Genomic DNA, 16,468 nt, shown 5'->3' with positions numbered 1-16,468 from the left:
AACTTCGCCATCACCCGCTACCTGAAGGTCTAGCCGTTCGTCCGAGCGGCTCGAGGCCGAGCGCTAGACTGGTGGGCTGGCCGGTCCTCGGCCTGCCCACCCACCGAGTTGAGGAGTAACCCGTGCCCAGGGAAATCGGCGAGAAGGTCGTCTCGACCAATCGCAAGGCACGCCACGACTACCTCATCGAGGAGACGTACGAGGCCGGCATGGTTCTGACGGGAACCGAGGTGAAGTCTCTCCGCGCGGGACGCGCCTCGCTCGTCGACGGCTACGCCTTCATCGAGGGCGGCGAAGCCTGGCTCGACGCCGTGCACATCCAGGAATACATGGCGGGCACGTGGACCAATCACCCGCCGCGGCGCAAGCGCAAACTCCTGCTTCACAAGCAGGAGATCATCAAGATCAGCCACAAGACTAAGGAGGGCGGCTACACGCTCGTCCCCCTGCGGATCTACTTCAGCAACGGCAAGGCCAAGGTCGAGATCGCGGTTGCCAAGGGCAAGAAGGAATACGACAAGCGCCAGACACTGCGCGAACGTCAGGACAAGCGCGAGTCCGACCGCGCGATGTCCGCGCGTAAGCACCTCGGCGACTGACCGGCCTAACCGGCGAATTCGCAGAATTCTCCCGCGGATGCCCGGTGCCCCGCTCGGGGGGTGGCCGGCCACCCGCAGATACAGCGATGCGGCAAATCCGGAGCGTTACGATTAAGACGATGAGTACAGCCGACGCGGAATACAACGCCTTCGGCCCCTGGGTGGACGCGGTGCGGTCACTGGATGAGGTCCCGCGGCTGTTCCGCGACTTCGGTTGCGATCCCACGTCGGAGCGGCTCGTGCTCAAGGTGCCGCGGAACATCCCCCGCCGGGACGCGGATCCCACCATGGACCTCTACGACCACCTGATCATCGCAGGGGAGGACGCCCTCACCGTGCTGAGCCGGACGGGTTCGGCATATGGCTGCTCGACTTCGCCCTACGACGCCGTCGTCGCCGTCGAGGACAGCGTCGACCTGACCGATGGGCGCCTGCGGGTGTACTCCCGGGACGGCACTGCGCTGCAGGTCGGCTACAACGGCTCCTCGCGCGAGGTCGTCAGTCGATTCGTCGACCTGCTCCGCGACATGTCCCTCGCTTCGGCCGAGACACTCCGCACCCCGGACACCGCACCGGTAGCTTCGATGCTCACTTTCCCGGTCGGCCCTGCCGTCGACCGGCGGCCCAATGCCGTCCTCAACTCCGCCGCATTCCGGGCAACCGATGCGGACCTGATGGCGGACTGGACCAACCTGAGGGATCGCGAGCCTGAACTCCACCTCTACGCCGCGCATCCGCGTGAACGGGTTCGCGCAAGCGGCGGCTTCGTGGCCTGGGTGCTGAACCTGTTCCGTCCGACTGTGCTCCACGGCGCCATCGTCTGCGGGACCGACTTGGAGGTTCAAGTGCTGTCCCGCCGCGACTGGTTCGGTCTCGCCGACCGGTCCGAATTGTCGAGCTCCCGCCTGATCGTGTTCCTGGCGCGGCTGGACTCTGTCACGGTGCACCGGCATCCGCGTTACACGGAGGCAAGTGTGGTCACGATCCGGTCGGGTGCAGCGTCCATCGAGGTCATCGTTCCGGGCGATTCCGAGGCCGAGCGTGTGCTTCTGGCCGTCGCCCCAGATTCCGGCACAAGTGTTGTAGACTGAAGGGCTGCATGAGCAGTTCGAAAGAACGCGTGCAGTCTTGACAACTCAACAGCGTGTGACAGGACCCACTCATTCCACCGCAAGCCGGTGGCGCCGAATCATGGCGACGAGTGCGCATGGGGATGATCGGTTTCGACATTGCCTGCGCAATTGTGAGAAGCGGGTCGAGGATGCAGGGTTAACTCGTTAACGCTCCCTGCAAAACAATAAGTGCCAAAACAAACCGCACTGACTCTGCTTCTGCTTACGCCCTCGCGGCCTAAGTAAAGCAACTAGAGAGTCCGTCAGGCCGGGAATGCTCTCTACCCGGACCCTGACGTCATTTAGAGAGATTGCTCCTACTCTGAGCCGCGGGGTGTAGGGGGACTTAAACGAGGGCTGGGCTCGTCGGATTAGCTGACAGTGGCAAATTCCGGAGCCGAGTAGAACGACTTCACTGGATACACCCGTAGAAGGCATATGACCACAGCAGTGGACGGGGGTTCAATTCCCCCCATCTCCACCATCGGTTCCTGTCACACGCTGTTGAGGCGTTGAATCTCCGTCCGATCGTCGGTCTTGAGCCCTTGAGCCCTTGAGCCTCCGCCCTTGAGAACCGCGGCCGAATCGCCATAGTGTGATTCGCACAGGCCACGACTTCAGGAGATGACATGTCCCTCGTCCGCGTGCACAACTTCTCGGTCTCCCTCGACGGCTTCGGTACCGGCGAAGGCCAGCAACTCGACGCTCCTTTCGGTCACGCTGGCTCCCGGCTTCTGGAGTGGGCGATCGCGACGCGCACGTTTCGCGCGATGGGCCTCGACGGGGAGTCGGTGGCATCCTTTGGCGTCGACGACGCGTTCGCCAGTGCCTGGGGCCCCGGGATCGGCGTCGAGATCATGGGGCGCAACAAGTTCGGCCCGGTGCGCGGTCCCTGGGAAGACGAAGAGTGGAAGGGATGGTGGGGCGACAACCCGGTGTTCCACACCCCCGTCGTCGTACTGACACACCATCCTCGGCCGGTATTGGCGATGGAAGGCGGAACAACTTTCCATTTCGTCAACGCCGACCCCGTCTCGGCGCTCGAACAGGCTCGCGCCCTCGCCGGCGACCTCGACGTGCGGATCGGTGGCGGTGTCAGCACGGTCCGACAGTTCCTCGAGGCCGATCTGATCGACCACATGCACATCGTCCTCGTGCCCATCGTCCTGGGCCGGGGAGAACGACTCTGGGACGGACTCGAAGGACTCGACCAACGATTCGACATGGAGGCGACCCCTTCACCGTCCGGAGTCGTCCATCTGGTCTTCACTCGCCGGACGGCCCGGTAGTCCGTCGGGTGCTTTCGCGGCATGATGTCTTCGGACGAGGAGCCGGGTGGCCGTCAACGGACTGCGCAGATGGGTGCCGGGTGTCGCCACGGCACTGAGCTATCAGCGCTCGTGGCTGCTGAAGGATCTGCGCGCGGGGGCGATTCTGACCGCCCTGCTCATCCCGGTCGGTATCGGTTACGCCGAGGTTGCCGGCCTTCCGCCCGAGACCGGCCTGTTCGCCACGATCGTCCCCCTCATCGCTTATGCAGTCTTCGGGCCCTCCCGGATCCTGGTGCTTGCCCCGGACTCGGCGCTGGCTCCGATCATCGCCGCGGCCATCCTGCCGCTCGCCGCGGGAGACAGCAGCCGGGCCGTCGCCCTCGCCGGGCTCCTGGGCGTCATGGTCGGCGCGGTACTCATCCTGGGTGGATTGCTGCGCCTGGGTTTCGTGACCGACCTGCTCTCCAAGCCGCTCCGGGTCGGCTACCTCAATGCGCTCGCGGTGATCGTCATCCTGTCGCAGATCCCGCCGCTCCTTGGTTTCTCCATTTCCTCGGAGTCGCCGCTGGGAGATGCGATCGCCATCGTCACGGGCATCGTCGGCGGCCAGGTGAACCCGACCGCGACGCTGTTCGGAATGGGTTCCCTTGCCGTCATCCTTGTCCTGGTCTGGACGAAGAGCCGCATCCCCGGGATCCTCGTCGCGGTCCTGGCCTCGATGGTGCTGACGTGGCTCCTCGGCCTCCACGAGGGTATTCCCGTCGTCGGCGCTCTCCCCGCCGGTCTCCCGGCACCCGCCCTCATCGGCCTGCAGGGGGCGGATGTCGTCGGCCTGGCCCTCCCCGCGCTCGGGATGGCGCTCATCGCCTTCGCTGATACCGCAGTGCTGTCTCGCACCTTCGCTGCGCGCCGTGGGGACAACGTCGACGGCAGCCAGGAGATGGTGGCGGTCGGCGCCTCCAACCTCTTCGCCGGCCTGCTCGGCGGGTTCCCCATCTCGGCGTCGTCGTCGCGCACCGCTGCCGCTGAGAATGCCGGGGCGCGCTCGCAACTGACGGGAATAGCCGGGGCAGTGCTTCTCGTGCTGTTCATGCTGTTCGCACCCGGGCTCACGGACTATCTGCCCTCCGCCACGATCGCGGCCGTCGTGATGGTCGCGGCGGCGGGGCTGATCGACATCACGGGATTCGTCGCCCTTGTGCGGATGAGCAAGACCGATGCCGTCTTGTCGGTCACCGCCTTCCTCGGCGTGCTCGTCGTCGGCGTGATCGAGGGCATCATCGTGGCGGTCGTACTGTCGCTCGGGGAGTTCGTCGGCCATGCCTGGCGGCCGTATCGGGCCGAGTTGGGTCGCATTCGAGGCCTTCGCGGCTACCATGACCTGTCGCGGCACCCGGAAGGCGAACGCCTGCCCGGCATTGTCATCGTACGATTCGACGCGCCGCTCTTTTTCGCCAACGGCGGGATCTTCGACGACTATGTCCGGGCGACCGTCAACGCAGCGGGCGCCGACGTGCGCACCGTGATCCTCGCCGCCGAGCCCATCACCGATATCGACACCACCGCCGTCGACGAACTGCTCGAACTGGACGAATTCCTGACGAAGCGCGGCGCCACCCTCATCTTCGCGGAGATGAAGGGGCCGGTCAAAGACGTCTTGCGTCACTACGGACTCGGCAGGAGATTTCCTCCGGAGCGCTTCGCCGACACCGTCGGCGCGGCCGTCGACGCGGCGACGGGCACGCTGCGGGGCGACCTCGACGGCACGCAGTGGGAGGACAATGCCTGAGCTGTGCGGGCGCCGACGGATGCCGCCGGATGTCTCTGCGGTCGTGACGCACCCGAGGGAGTGAATTCCTGGATTATTTTTCGCACGGGGCTGTCGATTTCGCTGGCGGTCTGCGTCATGGAGGAAAGAGGATAGGCAGATCGCCCGTCCGGATCGACGACCCGAAGGAGCTCCCCATGGACTACATGATTCTGATCAACAGCGACGAGACGATGTCGGCGCCCGCTCCCGGCACTCCCGGCTTCGACGAGATGATGGGCGCGTGGATGGCCTACAACCAGAAGCTCATCGAGGGTGGCCACTGGATCGCAGCGGCCAACCTGCAGCCGACCGCGACCGCGACCACCGTGCGCCTCGCAGCCGGCGCCGCTCCGATCGTCACCGACGGCCCGTACGCCGAAACCAAGGAGCAGCTCGGCGGGTTCTACCTCGTGAGCGCTGCCGACCTCGACGAAGCGCTTGCCCTGGCCACGTCCATGCCCATCCCGCACGCCGCAGTCGAAGTGCGACCGGTGGCGTTCCGTCCCGATGCCGCCTGACCGCCTCGATGCCGCCTGACGACGCGCAGGCCGGGACCGAAGCATCCGCCCGCACAGTCGCCCGTGAGGTGGCCGACGCCGCGGTGACGCGAGTGGCACGTGAGGAGAGCGGTCGGGTGATCGCTCTCCTCGCGCACCGATTCGGCGACGTCGACCTGGCCGATGAAGCAGTGCACGAGGCCCTGATCACGGCACTCGAGGTCTGGCCTGTGCAGGGCGTTCCCGAGAATCCCGCCGCGTGGCTGTTCTCCGTGGCACGTAATGGAGCCATCGATCGGATGCGCCGGGCCGCGAGCGCGCGCCGGCGGATCCTCGCGGCCGCTCCCGAATTGCATGCGCGCGGGTTCGTCACCCCCGATCCGGCCCTGGCATTCGACGAGGACACCGACGCGGGAGAGGAGCAGGACATGATCGTCGACCCCGGCTCCGTGCACGACGAGCACCTGCGCCTCGTGCTGCTCTGCTGCCATCCCGCCCTCGACCGCGACACCCAGGTCGCACTGACCCTGCGGCTCGTCGGCGGCCTGAGTACCCCCGAGATTGCGGCGGCATTTCTTATCCCGGAGACAACTCTCGCCCAGCGGATCGTGCGTGCCAAGCGCAAGATCCGGGACGCCCGTATCCCGTTATCCCTGCCCGCGGACATCGACGAACGCATCGAAGCGGTGCTCACGATGCTCTACCTGATCTTCAACGAGGCCTACCTGTCCCGCGGCACAGCGGATGCCGTCGTGCGCGTTGATCTCGCGGCCGAGGCTATCCGCGTGACCCGGGTCGTCCAGAGCCTGCTGCCCGATGCTGCCGAGGTGCAGGGGCTGCTCGCGCTCGAGCTGTTCCAGCACTCCCGAACCTGGGCGCGCACGGACGCGCACGGCGACCTGGTGCTGCTCGAGGAGCAGGATCGCAGCAGTTGGGACCGTGCGCAGATCGAGAGCGCGAACGAAATCGTCGCGGCCGCCCTGACCCGGATGGATCCGGGACCCTTTCAGGTACAGGCCCTCATCGCGGCGCATCACGCCAACGCCCGCACCGCAGACGAGACCGACTGGCCGGGCATCGCGCGCCTGTACGGCCAGCTCGAGGCGATGACCGGATCACCGGTCGTGTCGCTCAATCGTGCGGTCGCCGTCGCCATGGCGGACGGGCCGCGCGCCGGTCTCGATCTGATCGACGGGCTCGATAGGCGAGACGTTTTGGGAGGTTCCCCGCGGCTGGGGGACTATCACCTCCTGCACGCGGCCCGCGGCGAGTTGCTTCTGCGCGCCGATGAGCCGGCGGCCGCCGCGCTCGCCTTCGAGCGTGCGTGCGCCCTGGCGCGCAACCCAGCGGAGAAACGGCACCTGGAACGTCGCCTGCGGGAGGCCCGGACGCGTTGAGGACCGGAAGCGGCCGGGGTCGCCGGCAGTCGGCCGGGGTTACCGGCAGTCGGTCGGGGTCGGCCGGGAGTAGGCCGGGGTCGGCGCGTGTCTGTCAGCACCAGGGGAGACGGCGGGGTCAGCGGCGCGCCTGGGCCAGAGTCCCCGTCACCGGGCCGGCCGGGTCGTCGATCAGGCACGAGACCAGATGGTTGCCGGAGATCGTCCAGCCGCTCTCGGGCGGAATGACGTAGTTGTAGTCGAGCTGGGACCCGTCATACGGGCTGCCGGTGAAGGCCTCGAATCGTGAGCCGCAACCGTCTTCGGCTGCGGCCACGACGGCGTCCTCGCCGGGATACGACCCGATCGGCAGGTCGAAGCCGGCGAAGACCTCGAACGCGTGCGGTTCGGTGCACGTCACCAGGGTCACGGTCGCAGCGGATGCGACGTCGGCGTCCCCTGGGTTGTCGAAGCAGTCCCCGACCAGCAGCTTCGCCACCTCGACCGGCGCTGCCGTCGCTGGCGCGGCAACCGAGGCCGCCCCGTCACTTGCCGAGGGAGCGAGACGGGTGACGGAGGCGCATCCGCTCGCTGCGAGCGACAGGCCGAGGGCGAGCATGACCATGGCCGCTGTGCGTGGGACGACGGCGCACCGGGCAGCGAACACGGCAACCCGACCCGCGCCGGGACCCGAGGGTGGCATCAGCCGTGACGGGCCGTGCCGGCGGTGCCCACTGCGGCAGCACGGAGCACCTCGAGGGTCGCCTCGTGCAGCAAACCGTTCGTGGCGAGCGAGCTGCCGTGCCAGGGTCCCTCGAGCCCGTCGGCCGAGGTGAACGTGCCGCCGGCCTCCTGCACGATCGGGGCGAGCGCGGCCAGGTCGTAGGGCTTGAGGTCGAATTCGGCCACGATATCGAGCACACCCTCGGCCAGGAGCATGTACGACCACATGTCGCCGTATGCCCGGGTGCGCCACACCGACCGGGAGAGGGCGACAAGCTCGTCGAGGTGACCGGTCTGATCCCACTGCTGGATGCTGTTGTAGCTGAGAGAAGCGTCGGGGAGCGTTGCGACACCGGAGACCTGGAGCCGGCGCGGCGCGGCATCCGGGGCGCGCTCGTCGCTCGACCAGGCGCCGGCGCCGGTGCGCGCCCACCAGCGCTTACCGAGGGCGGGGGAGCTCACTACGCCGACGACGGGGACGCCTTCGACCGCGAGGGAGATCAGGGTGCCCCAGATCGGCACGCCGCGGAGGAAACCGGCGGTGCCGTCGATCGGGTCGATGATCCACTGGCGAACGGTCGAGCCCGCGGTGCCGTATTCCTCACCGAGAATTCCGTCGTTCGGCCGTCGTACCGCGAGGAGGGCGCGGATGGCCCGTTCGACGGCCTGGTCGGCGTCCGTCACGGGAGTGCGATCCGGCTTGGTCGTGACGACGAGGTCCATCGCGGTGAAGCGATCGCGGGAGATGGCATCCGCCGCGTCGGCGAGTTCGATGGCGAGGGCCAGGTCGTCGTCGAGGCTGTAGGTCGAGGCCTCATCGGAGGCACTGTTTCGGGGAGGAATCGTCGCGTCGGTCACACTCCCAAGGATAGTAATTCCCGCGCGACTCACCGGTGCGCGGCCTCGATTGGCGCCGGGGACGTTTCCGGTGTTATTCTCTAGAGTCGCTTCGGGTCGTCCCGGAGAAACAAATACGCACCTCTAGCTCAATTGGCAGAGCAACTGACTCTTAATCAGTGGGTTCCGGGTTCAAGTCCCGGGGGGTGCACCAAAAAGCCAGATTGACCGGCTGTTTTACTGGGTTCCATGTGATTTGGGATCACTTGGAGTCAGCTATTGTCACCTGAATAAGTGTGGAGTAACTGTGGACTTGTGCTAGGTCCACACAAATAGAAAAGCCTCTGACAACCAGCGTTGTCAGAGGCTTTTGTGGTTAAGTATGGACCTGTCGCGTGGAGACCTGGGGCTAAGTCCACACAAATAAAGCTGGCGACATCCGCGCCCGCAGGGCTCACGTTCCTACGATGGCGCTCACAAAACTCTTCGACCGAATTTCGCGCTCACCTTGCGCACATCACTCACCGAAACGTCCCGGCTTATGTAGCTGCGAATGGTTGTACTTAGCTGGCCATGCCCGAGGAGCTTCTGTGCGGCTTCCGGCCCAAACTCTGGGTGGTGGCCAACTTCCGATGCAATCGAGCGCCGCATGGAGTGGGTGCTCGCGAACTCGACCTCGGAACCCGCAAGGGCCGCTCGCATCGAACGACGCAGATTGGCAAGGTTGAGAGGTGCACCTGTGGCGGCATAGAAGATGAGCCCGCCGGTACCTGGTGTATCAACCCGACGGCGCAGAATCTCGATGGCGAAGTCATCCAGGACGACACGGCGGACATCTTTCGCCTTTGTGTAAGGCTGCACAAAATAGAAGCCGGGAATCTCATACTTACGGGCCCCGAGCTTCCTACCTCGCGGGCCCTGGATGGACACGGCCTGGTGAATCGTGATGACGGGAGGCTCTGCCGTCCAGTCGATGTCCTGCACTTGAATGGCGGCAACCTCAGACACTCGGGCACCGAGAGCAAGCTGCAGAGACAGGACGTCGATTAAGTCGGTGCTGCCTTTGCGGGAATTCGGGCCTGGACGCGACCGGTCTTTAGCAGCAATCAGGAGGTCGAACATCTGCTCGGCAGTATCGGGCGTGAGCGTCTCAGGGTCGGCTTTTTCTACTTTGGGGAGGTGTCCCGCTGCATTGACCGCGGTGTTAGAGGCCACGGCATCGTGACGAAGCGCCAAAGTCATTAGGTTGCCGGACACCGCCCGGATGAGTTTTGCTTCGGAGGGGGACTTCTTGTGCTCGTCAAGAATGAGCTTGGCAAACGTGCCCTGTGTTAGCTCGTGAAGGCGGCGTTGGCCGATAGCCGGCAGAATCTGGAAACGGGCGGTGCGCGTGTACCGAGTGACGGTTGCGGATGCCAAATCGGTGTCGTCCAGTTCCGCGATATACAGCTCGATGAGCTGGGCAACCGTTGACATCCGGCTCAGCGCAGGGGTACCGATGCTCGTGGGAGTCTTGACTCGAGCGTCCATCTTGCTCTTGAGGGCAGCCTTCGCTTTGGCTTCCGTATTGGAGGATGCCCGCACTTGCCTGCGCTCCCCGGTCGTTGGGTGTCGCTGCCAAGCTACGGCCCTCCATGCGCCCTCTGAGACCTGCTTGGCGCTGATGTTGCCGTAGGCGCCGAGCTCGAGAACCGGTCTGCCGGCCATTACATAGCTCCGAAGAACGCGACGATGGCATCAGCCGGCCAGCGAGTGGTCCGGCCGATGTGGAGGGGCTTGGGCATGCGACCGGCGACGACCCAGTTGCGTACAGTACCGACGCTAATCTTCGCGTAGGTCGCAACGTCGGTAGCGTCCCAGAGCGGAGCGTAAACGGTGACGGTTGGAGTGGCATTTGGCATGGCGTGTCTTTCAGTTCGGCGACCGAGGTGACAACCTCGATTCGCTATACGCATGCGCGGTAAAGAACAATTTAGCAACGCTAACGAAATGGCGTCCCATAACTCGGTGTCATCCGACGTCGAAACCGACTCACATTCCGAGCGGATGCAAATACCGGGATTTTGCATCGAGCCGACCCGTCGAACTGAGAGCACCGACTTTCTTCATGCCCTTGAGCAGATCGACTTCCGTCCGAGGGTCAATAACGATCAGTGATCGGCTCGGCGCAGGTGGCTCCCAATCAAGCGACTTCAGGATCGGGTGCACGAGGACCAGCTTCACACTGCCACCTGGCCATGGTTCCGCTGAAGGGACTACGCATCGAGGTGCGTAGAGCCTTTCCAGAGCGGACGCGGATTCGGCCCACTGCGACCAGGTCCCGCTCGACGAACCTTTCGCCAAAGCCCGAGCTTGGTACTCGGTGGCGACTTCACAGGCATAAGCAAAGCGATTCTGACGCAAGAGGTCGGCCCAAGAACCGCCCTCTACGATAGTTTCCGCACGACCGATCTCTCCGTATCCTTCAATGAAGGACGCCAGCAGCCCGCCGGTCGTCACACTCAGCCGCAGCTCTCCGTCGGTGGCTTCGCCGCAGGCCCAGAAAGTTTGATGCATCTTTTCGCTCATGCAGCCTACATGCGCGGCACCCGTCAGTACCGCACACGCTGCGGTACGAAAATGTCCGCGAGCTCACCGTCGGCTAGCCAATCCACCATCACTGTCAGGGCCAAGCTCGGCGGCGAGAGCGCCTGCCGCGGCTGCACCATGAGCTGAAGTGTCGGGTCTGAGTGAACATTCACAAGAGGCCACGCGCCGCCGGTCGCCAGACCGATCCGCCACAGGTTTTCGATTCCTGCTTCCGGATGCCAGCCGAGCTCTACGGCGATCGCCCGGCTTGAGCCGAGGCATTGCGCGAACCAGCTCGGGTATGGCTGGCCCGGTTCGCGAATCCTCTCCACGATCAGAAAATTCCAGCCGGTCCCGGTGCCCACCATTGAGACCAGACTTTCTAGAAATATCCAAGAGATCATTGGCGACCACCCGTCGCCTGACGAATTCTTCCATCTGTATTTCAGCGGTTCGGGCTCCTCCCAGAGGACCAACTCGAGGCTGAGGTCGAGGTCGAAAGTGCTGGGCATTGGAAGGGGCATATTGAACTCATGCGCGGGGTCGTCAATCTCCGAACTGTCCCGCGCATGTAGTTCGCATGAAACCCAAGATGCACGAGCTGATGGATGGACCCGGCCACTGGCGAGTGACCACGTTGAGTGGCACGGTCCACGAGTTTAAGACTGAGCCAAGCCTCTACTGGCGTCGGACGCCCGCGTCTGGGTCTTTCGATGCCGCTTACGATAACCGGTGGGCTCGGCTACGTCGGCTCGGTCGCGTAGAGGTTGGTGTTCGCGTCTCACTCGAAGTGAGCGACGGCTCTTATCTGTACGGTAACACCTGGCATAAGACGTCGACGGTCGTCTCCATCCAGCGACTGCCCGGATATTGTGACGTGTGCGGCAGCCGCCGTCCGCTGCGCCTGCCCTGCTGGCGCTGCGCGATTCAGCCGGACTGGTTCGAGGGTGACGACGGAGCGGACCCCCGCCGGGTCGCGCTCCGCCGACGCATCGAGCGCCGGCTCGGCCGGATCCGTTCGTGGCAGCACAACAGTTTGGCGGCTGTCAAAAAGTCCGCCTACAACGCCACCGATTGGCGCTGGTGGGTCGATGGGGTCAGGCCGCTCACCGCCGAGGATGTCGAACCGGCCTACTGCGAGAACTGCCGGAGCCTGCTCGTCGGCGCTGATACCTCGCCGAGCCTCGCCAACTGCACAATGTGCTCCATCAGCCCCGGCTGGGCGTTTCGCTCACACTATGAGGGTGAGAGCAACAAGCGGTACCCGGACGCCGCGCGTCTCCGTCGCCGCGTCCGCTGGGTCGAGTTCATCGCCCGCCTTCGCGGAGTCCCAGCATGGCAGCCACGCTCATAAGACGCCGGCAGATCAGCCATCCGTGGCGGGGTTCTGGCGGTATTTCTCATCGATCTCGGCTTGGGCTTCTTTGAGTGTGATCTCCCCGGTGAGGCGGCGACGGCACCGGCCGATATTGTCTTCGTTAGGTTCGTGGCCGGCGAGTCCGGCGGTCTTCTCGATCTCTACCAGGCGACAAATTGCGCGTATTGCGTACGGCTGACGCGTAGATTTGGCCCATGTTGGATATATCGCTCGTTAAAGAGGGGATCTTCGCGTCAGGTCAACTTTCGACGCGAATGATTATGGACGAGGCTGGCCCCACCGGTTTCATGGGCTCAGGGCAGGTCGAAGGGGACGCTGCCGGGACAGCGGACGCTGCCGAGACTGCGGACTACATTGTTGGATTGATACAGGCAGTGGGCGCAAATCTTCAGGCCGTTGGGGTCGGTCTCCAGAACTATCGGGAGACCAGATACCAACAGGACGGCGACATAAGCATGAGGATGCGCAATGAGGGCACCCCCTTCCCCAACGTTTCCAACTCAAAATACGACGAGCGGGAGCTTCGACTAGACGTGTATGAGCGGAGTTTGTATATATCGATGGGATCTGTGCTGGATTGCCTTGCCGGCGCTGTCATTGGAATCTCCGGACTGAATGTCAACATCCATCGGGCTGACTTTGGCCTGTTTCAGCCCATTGATGAGATCAATGCAAGTCCAACGAGCCCGAAGCTTCGGATCCTGTTCAAGTCCCTTCTCCTCAACAATGACGTCGGCAGGGCGGAACAGCTGAAGACAGTGCAAGCCTTCGGATCTGCCCTCGTGCAGAGTGGACCCACGGGCTGGACTGATTGGACCCTCGGAATGCGCAACATGTCAGTCCATCGCGAGCATCGCAACGAATTGATATCCATCGGTAGGGAACGGACAAAGCACACGGTGCACCGTCTCCCTGTAGCAAACCCTGGCCTTTCCAATCTGCAGGGAATCCGGCAGACGAGTGAGAGGCTCTCTGGCTACCATCTCACTGAAGACATTCAAACCACTCTGGACGGGATCGTCGGATCACTTAACGCTGCATCCGCCGCAACAATGGGTGCAATGGAAACTCTCTGGGAGAGGCGAAAGAGGGACCCAGCACTCATAAGTCAGCCGCTGGGCCAGTGGAAGCTAGCGCACCCGGTCATGACTTTCCGAGGCTATGCTCCAGGTTCCGTCAAAATCGACCCCGGACGACTCCAACTGATGATGAACCCGCTTGACGCCAGACGTTTGCAGGCTGGGGGCCTGATCCAGCACTGATGTTGAGTTCTTTCGCAGCCGCGCAGAAACACCTTCCACCTCCAACTGCTCGTGGCGCATAGCGCTCTTCGGTAGCGCGACTCCACGCAGTTGGTTGCAGTACTCTGCGGAAAAGGTAGAGGCTCGGGCTGGGGCATCGGGCGCGCGATTGATTGTCCCCGTCGCTGTCTAGGATGACGAGGATGCTGGGGGCGTCGCCTGTGCGTGCAAACGGGTCGACGCAGATTGATATTGCGTACTTCGGGACCGGTTTCAGAATCTTCCGGTTCGCGCCCTCGCAAACACATTCGGCGCCGAAGTCCGGCACCGCAAGTTTACGCTGTTGGGCTACCCGTGGCCACGCACGAACCTCCTACGCTGTCATCGTTGGACGTCGCGGTGACCAACACATTCGTCACGGCGCTCGGGTCCACGTCCGAGAATTTGAAGTCGTGAGCGCTTTGTCCGCCGAGGATCAGACCGTCCTGCACCACAACGGCCCCAGATTTCTTCGTTACCGCGACGTGCAGACTCGTCGGCCCGCGAACGTCAGTCACGTTCACGACCATCGCACCCGTGGACGCCGTCCACGCCCCGACCGCAAGAGAACAGTCGGGTGCCGGCAGTCGAGTCGTCGACTCGTCGCCCAGCAGGTAGCTGACAGCGGTTCCCGCATCGGAGCTCGTGACGATCGGGGCCCCAGAAGCCGCTGCGAGCACCGCACTCGTGCAGTCGACGTTGGCGGAGGAACCGAGCGCTGCAGCCACCGTCTGCATCAGCTGCAAACGGCTCATGCTCGCAGCTTTCGCCGTCGCGTCCACCGAGAAGCTGACGGTGGGACCCTCCGCGCAGGACGTGCCGAGCTTCGCTAAGACCGTCGCATACTCGGCCAGCTGGTCAGAGCCAGCGCCATCAGACTGCAGCAGGCTCGAAGCATCAAGGACTGCCGCATCCGACGAGGTTGCCGGTGCTGCCGGCGGTGGCGTGCTCGTCGAACAAGCGGAGAGAAGGAGGGAGGCAGTGACCACGAGGATGGCGACGGCACTTCGATTTGTGGTCATACGCATGATTTGAGCGTAGGTCTCGGAGGAGCTTCGCCACGAAATCGTTGGACCCCCAGCTTGGGGGCAATTGGTGGCAGGGTCAGACCGGCTGGGAGCAAGAGCCACCTCGCCACATGTCTCCGGTCATGACCATCACGCGCCTCGCGGACCCCAACGCCGGCCAGGTCGCCGACGCCGGGCAGCTCATCGGGGGTGATGGACGTGGAAGTGGCCGGCGCTCGGGACCCTAAACTCCAGTCTTTCGTGCACGCGTCGCCAGTTTGAAACACGCCGCGCATGTTACGGGCGGCGGAATCAGTATTCATATCCGCACCACCCAAACAGAGAGTACGTCCAATGACCTTCAACGAATCCCTCCACCCGCGTGACACCGGCCGGTTCACCACGAAAGATGACCCGGCGCCAGATGTCGCCGTGAGCGCGCCCCAGGCCACCGCCCACACGCTCAGCGACCTGATGTCGCTGGACGACGATGACCGTGCGTGGCTCACCGAGAAACTTGCCAACGGCGGCACGGTGAGTACCCAAGTTTCCTGTGAGCTTGTCTCCTTCACGGAAGAGGACGAATACGGCTTTTCGGAGGTCATCGGTACAGCCCCGGTCGGCGACCTGTACATCCGCGTCTTCCGCGGCAATGACGACCTCGGCTACATCGAACTGCCAGGTGACTGGCCTGCTGATGAGTTCGGCCCGGAAGGACGAGGGCGTGGCCCGGACGGCCTTGTGAACGGGCGCGACTACTCCGATTCGCTCGACTTCGCGGTCGCCTCTGCGGCTGCCGACGCGGGATTTAACCTAGACAACTCCCGAGTCGATGATGGCAGCGCCGACGGGCACTTCGTCCGGGTCTTCAACCTCAGCCTGCAACCGCAGAACTTCAGACCGCCGGGCCCTGCCCAGAAACGAGCACTTCACATCATGAACAACTTCAACGAATCCCTCAAACCGCGAGACGCCGGCAAATGTACGACCAAGGTGGGGTCAGCGCCAGACAGCAGGCTTGTCACCCTGCACGCCGCGAAGGAAGCCCGCCTCGTCGCGGCTCTCGCCGAAGCCGGCGGCCAGATTAACGTCGACGAGATCCGCGTGATCCGGCAGGCGTATGTCGACCAGCATGGGTCTGAGCCGTCGGACTGGGGCTCAAACCCGACGTTCAACGCCCTTTCCGACCGGTGGTGTCTGTCCGCTGAACTGTACGCAGCGCGCGCAAGCGCCGACGGCTTCGAGGTGAGTGTTGAGGCGGACAGTGGGCAGCGAATTGTTGTTCAGGTCATCAACCCGGACGGCGAGACCTACCAAGATATCTGTGAAACCACGATCCCGGCCGGACACGTCTCGGGCATGCTCGACTACAAGCCGATCGTCGACAGTGCGGTCGCAGTGAACAAGCGCGCGTATGCCGGTGAGTTCAAGTCCATCGAAAAGGCGTTCATCAAGCGGATCCGCGCGGAGCACGCTGAGGCCGTGGCCGCCTATGCGGTCAGCACGGAGGCGCTCTGTGCTCTCCTCGATGCCCGTTGTGCCGCCGACGGTCGCTGGATACCAGACGAGGCGAAGGCGAAAGCTGGCAAGGCGTTCGCCCAAGCGGTCAAAGAGCGACTGGTCGGAGACAACGGCCGCGTCGAATTCGTGTTCCTGAACCGGGAAACAACCAAGTAACACGGGTCGACCCAACTGCCTAGGGCGGCCTTGGGTTCGATCCTCAGACGAGAGGCGCACGCCCATTAGACCCTTCGACGAGTCCCAGCGCCCTCGGATCGCGGGAAGGTTCACCGATGCGCCCGGGTCGCCTCCCGATTCGGGCCTCATTGCGCCGACGGCTGTACGCCCACGCTCAAGATTATGACGATCCGACCGAATACCAGCGGTTGGCCATCGCCGAGACCTAGACCGTTTTCCGAAACTACGGTCACCGGGTTCGGTCTGCTCGGGGGGCGATCCGGACGATCGTCAGAGGTTCGCTGTTGAGTGGGCTGCGAGCCATCCCCGCGG

15 protein-coding genes, 1 tRNA gene and 1 other RNA gene are annotated in these 16,468 nt (G+C 64.0%); 11 read left to right on the top strand and 6 right to left on the bottom strand.

The features are described from left to right. Positions 1 to 122 precede the first annotated feature (122 nt). The 7 genes from smpB (at position 123) to QN350_RS12285 (ending at position 6,686) form a co-directional block, all read left to right on the top strand. A complete protein-coding gene (gene smpB / locus QN350_RS12315) occupies positions 123 to 599 on the top strand; it encodes an SsrA-binding protein SmpB (protein ID WP_134447303.1) in 477 nt (158 codons plus the stop codon). A 119-nt stretch (positions 600 to 718) separates the two neighbouring features. Then, complete coding sequence (locus QN350_RS12310; protein WP_322137490.1) at positions 719 to 1,690, top strand: hypothetical protein; 972 nt, start codon at positions 719 to 721, stop codon at positions 1,688 to 1,690. Between the two features lie 118 nt (positions 1,691 to 1,808). Beyond that, positions 1,809 to 2,195: a transfer-messenger RNA gene (gene ssrA / locus QN350_RS12305) on the top strand. A 145-nt stretch (positions 2,196 to 2,340) separates the two neighbouring features. Then, positions 2,341 to 3,000 (top strand): dihydrofolate reductase family protein, encoded by a 660-nt coding sequence (locus QN350_RS12300; RefSeq protein ID WP_322137489.1) that lies wholly within the window; start codon positions 2,341 to 2,343, stop codon positions 2,998 to 3,000. 46 nt (positions 3,001 to 3,046) lie between these two features. Continuing rightward, a complete protein-coding gene (locus tag QN350_RS12295) occupies positions 3,047 to 4,771 on the top strand; it encodes a SulP family inorganic anion transporter (RefSeq protein ID WP_322137488.1) in 1,725 nt (574 codons plus the stop codon). A 176-nt stretch (positions 4,772 to 4,947) separates the two neighbouring features. Further along, positions 4,948 to 5,310, top strand: coding sequence for a YciI family protein (locus QN350_RS12290; protein WP_281535398.1), 363 nt, complete (start codon positions 4,948 to 4,950; stop codon positions 5,308 to 5,310). An 8-nt stretch (positions 5,311 to 5,318) separates the two neighbouring features. Then, positions 5,319 to 6,686 carry an RNA polymerase sigma factor gene (locus QN350_RS12285; protein WP_323503068.1) on the top strand — a complete coding sequence of 456 codons (1,368 nt, stop codon included), beginning with the start codon at positions 5,319 to 5,321 and terminating at the stop codon, positions 6,684 to 6,686. Between the two features lie 118 nt (positions 6,687 to 6,804). Here QN350_RS12285 and QN350_RS12280 read toward each other — a convergent pair whose 3' ends face one another. Together QN350_RS12280 and QN350_RS12275 are read right to left on the bottom strand one after the other, a co-directional pair. Next, positions 6,805 to 7,368 (bottom strand): septum formation family protein, encoded by a 564-nt coding sequence (locus QN350_RS12280; protein ID WP_323507851.1) that lies wholly within the window; start codon positions 7,366 to 7,368, stop codon positions 6,805 to 6,807. Continuing rightward, positions 7,368 to 8,246: an inositol monophosphatase family protein gene (locus QN350_RS12275; protein ID WP_322137485.1), complete on the bottom strand. Its 879-nt coding sequence runs from the start codon at positions 8,244 to 8,246 to the stop codon at positions 7,368 to 7,370. Before QN350_RS12275 ends, QN350_RS12280 begins: the two co-directional genes overlap by 1 nt. A 117-nt stretch (positions 8,247 to 8,363) precedes the next feature. Here QN350_RS12275 and QN350_RS12270 point away from each other — a divergent pair. Then, positions 8,364 to 8,439 (top strand) — tRNA-Lys (locus tag QN350_RS12270). A 260-nt stretch (positions 8,440 to 8,699) separates the two neighbouring features. Here QN350_RS12270 and QN350_RS12265 read toward each other — a convergent pair. The 3 genes from QN350_RS12265 to QN350_RS12255 form a co-directional block, all read right to left on the bottom strand. Beyond that, positions 8,700 to 9,701, bottom strand: coding sequence for a tyrosine-type recombinase/integrase (locus QN350_RS12265; RefSeq protein WP_322188024.1), 1,002 nt, complete (start codon positions 9,699 to 9,701; stop codon positions 8,700 to 8,702). Between the two features lie 555 nt (positions 9,702 to 10,256). Then, on the bottom strand, positions 10,257 to 10,793 hold the full coding sequence (locus tag QN350_RS12260; RefSeq protein ID WP_322135495.1) for a hypothetical protein: 537 nt from the start codon (positions 10,791 to 10,793) through the stop codon (positions 10,257 to 10,259). Positions 10,794 to 10,816: 23 nt separating this feature from the next. Further along, positions 10,817 to 11,305: a hypothetical protein gene (locus QN350_RS12255; RefSeq protein ID WP_322135496.1), complete on the bottom strand. Its 489-nt coding sequence runs from the start codon at positions 11,303 to 11,305 to the stop codon at positions 10,817 to 10,819. Positions 11,306 to 11,583: 278 nt separating this feature from the next. Here QN350_RS12255 and QN350_RS12250 point away from each other — a divergent pair, with 278 nt between their 5' ends. Further along, on the top strand, positions 11,584 to 12,147 hold the full coding sequence (locus QN350_RS12250) for a hypothetical protein (protein WP_322137484.1): 564 nt from the start codon (positions 11,584 to 11,586) through the stop codon (positions 12,145 to 12,147). Between the two features lie 218 nt (positions 12,148 to 12,365). Further along, complete coding sequence (locus tag QN350_RS12245; RefSeq protein WP_322137483.1) at positions 12,366 to 13,433, top strand: hypothetical protein; 1,068 nt, start codon at positions 12,366 to 12,368, stop codon at positions 13,431 to 13,433. 314 nt (positions 13,434 to 13,747) lie between these two features. On the opposite strand, the gene QN350_RS12240 is transcribed toward QN350_RS12245, so the two are convergent. Then, positions 13,748 to 14,473, bottom strand: a complete 726-nt coding sequence (locus tag QN350_RS12240; RefSeq protein WP_322137482.1) for a hypothetical protein — start codon at positions 14,471 to 14,473, stop codon at positions 13,748 to 13,750. 339 nt (positions 14,474 to 14,812) lie between these two features. On the opposite strand from QN350_RS12240, the gene QN350_RS12235 reads away from it, so the two are divergent. Further along, entirely contained in the window at positions 14,813 to 16,135 is a 1,323-nt protein-coding gene (locus QN350_RS12235; protein WP_322137481.1) for a hypothetical protein, read from the top strand. The last annotated feature ends 333 nt before the right edge of the window (positions 16,136 to 16,468 follow it).

It is taken from the genome of Cryobacterium sp. 10I5 (assembly GCF_035019865.1).
GTDB classification, from domain to species: Bacteria; Actinomycetota; Actinomycetes; order Actinomycetales; family Microbacteriaceae; genus Cryobacterium; species Cryobacterium breve_A.
This window is presented reverse-complemented; position numbering and strand designations above follow the sequence as displayed.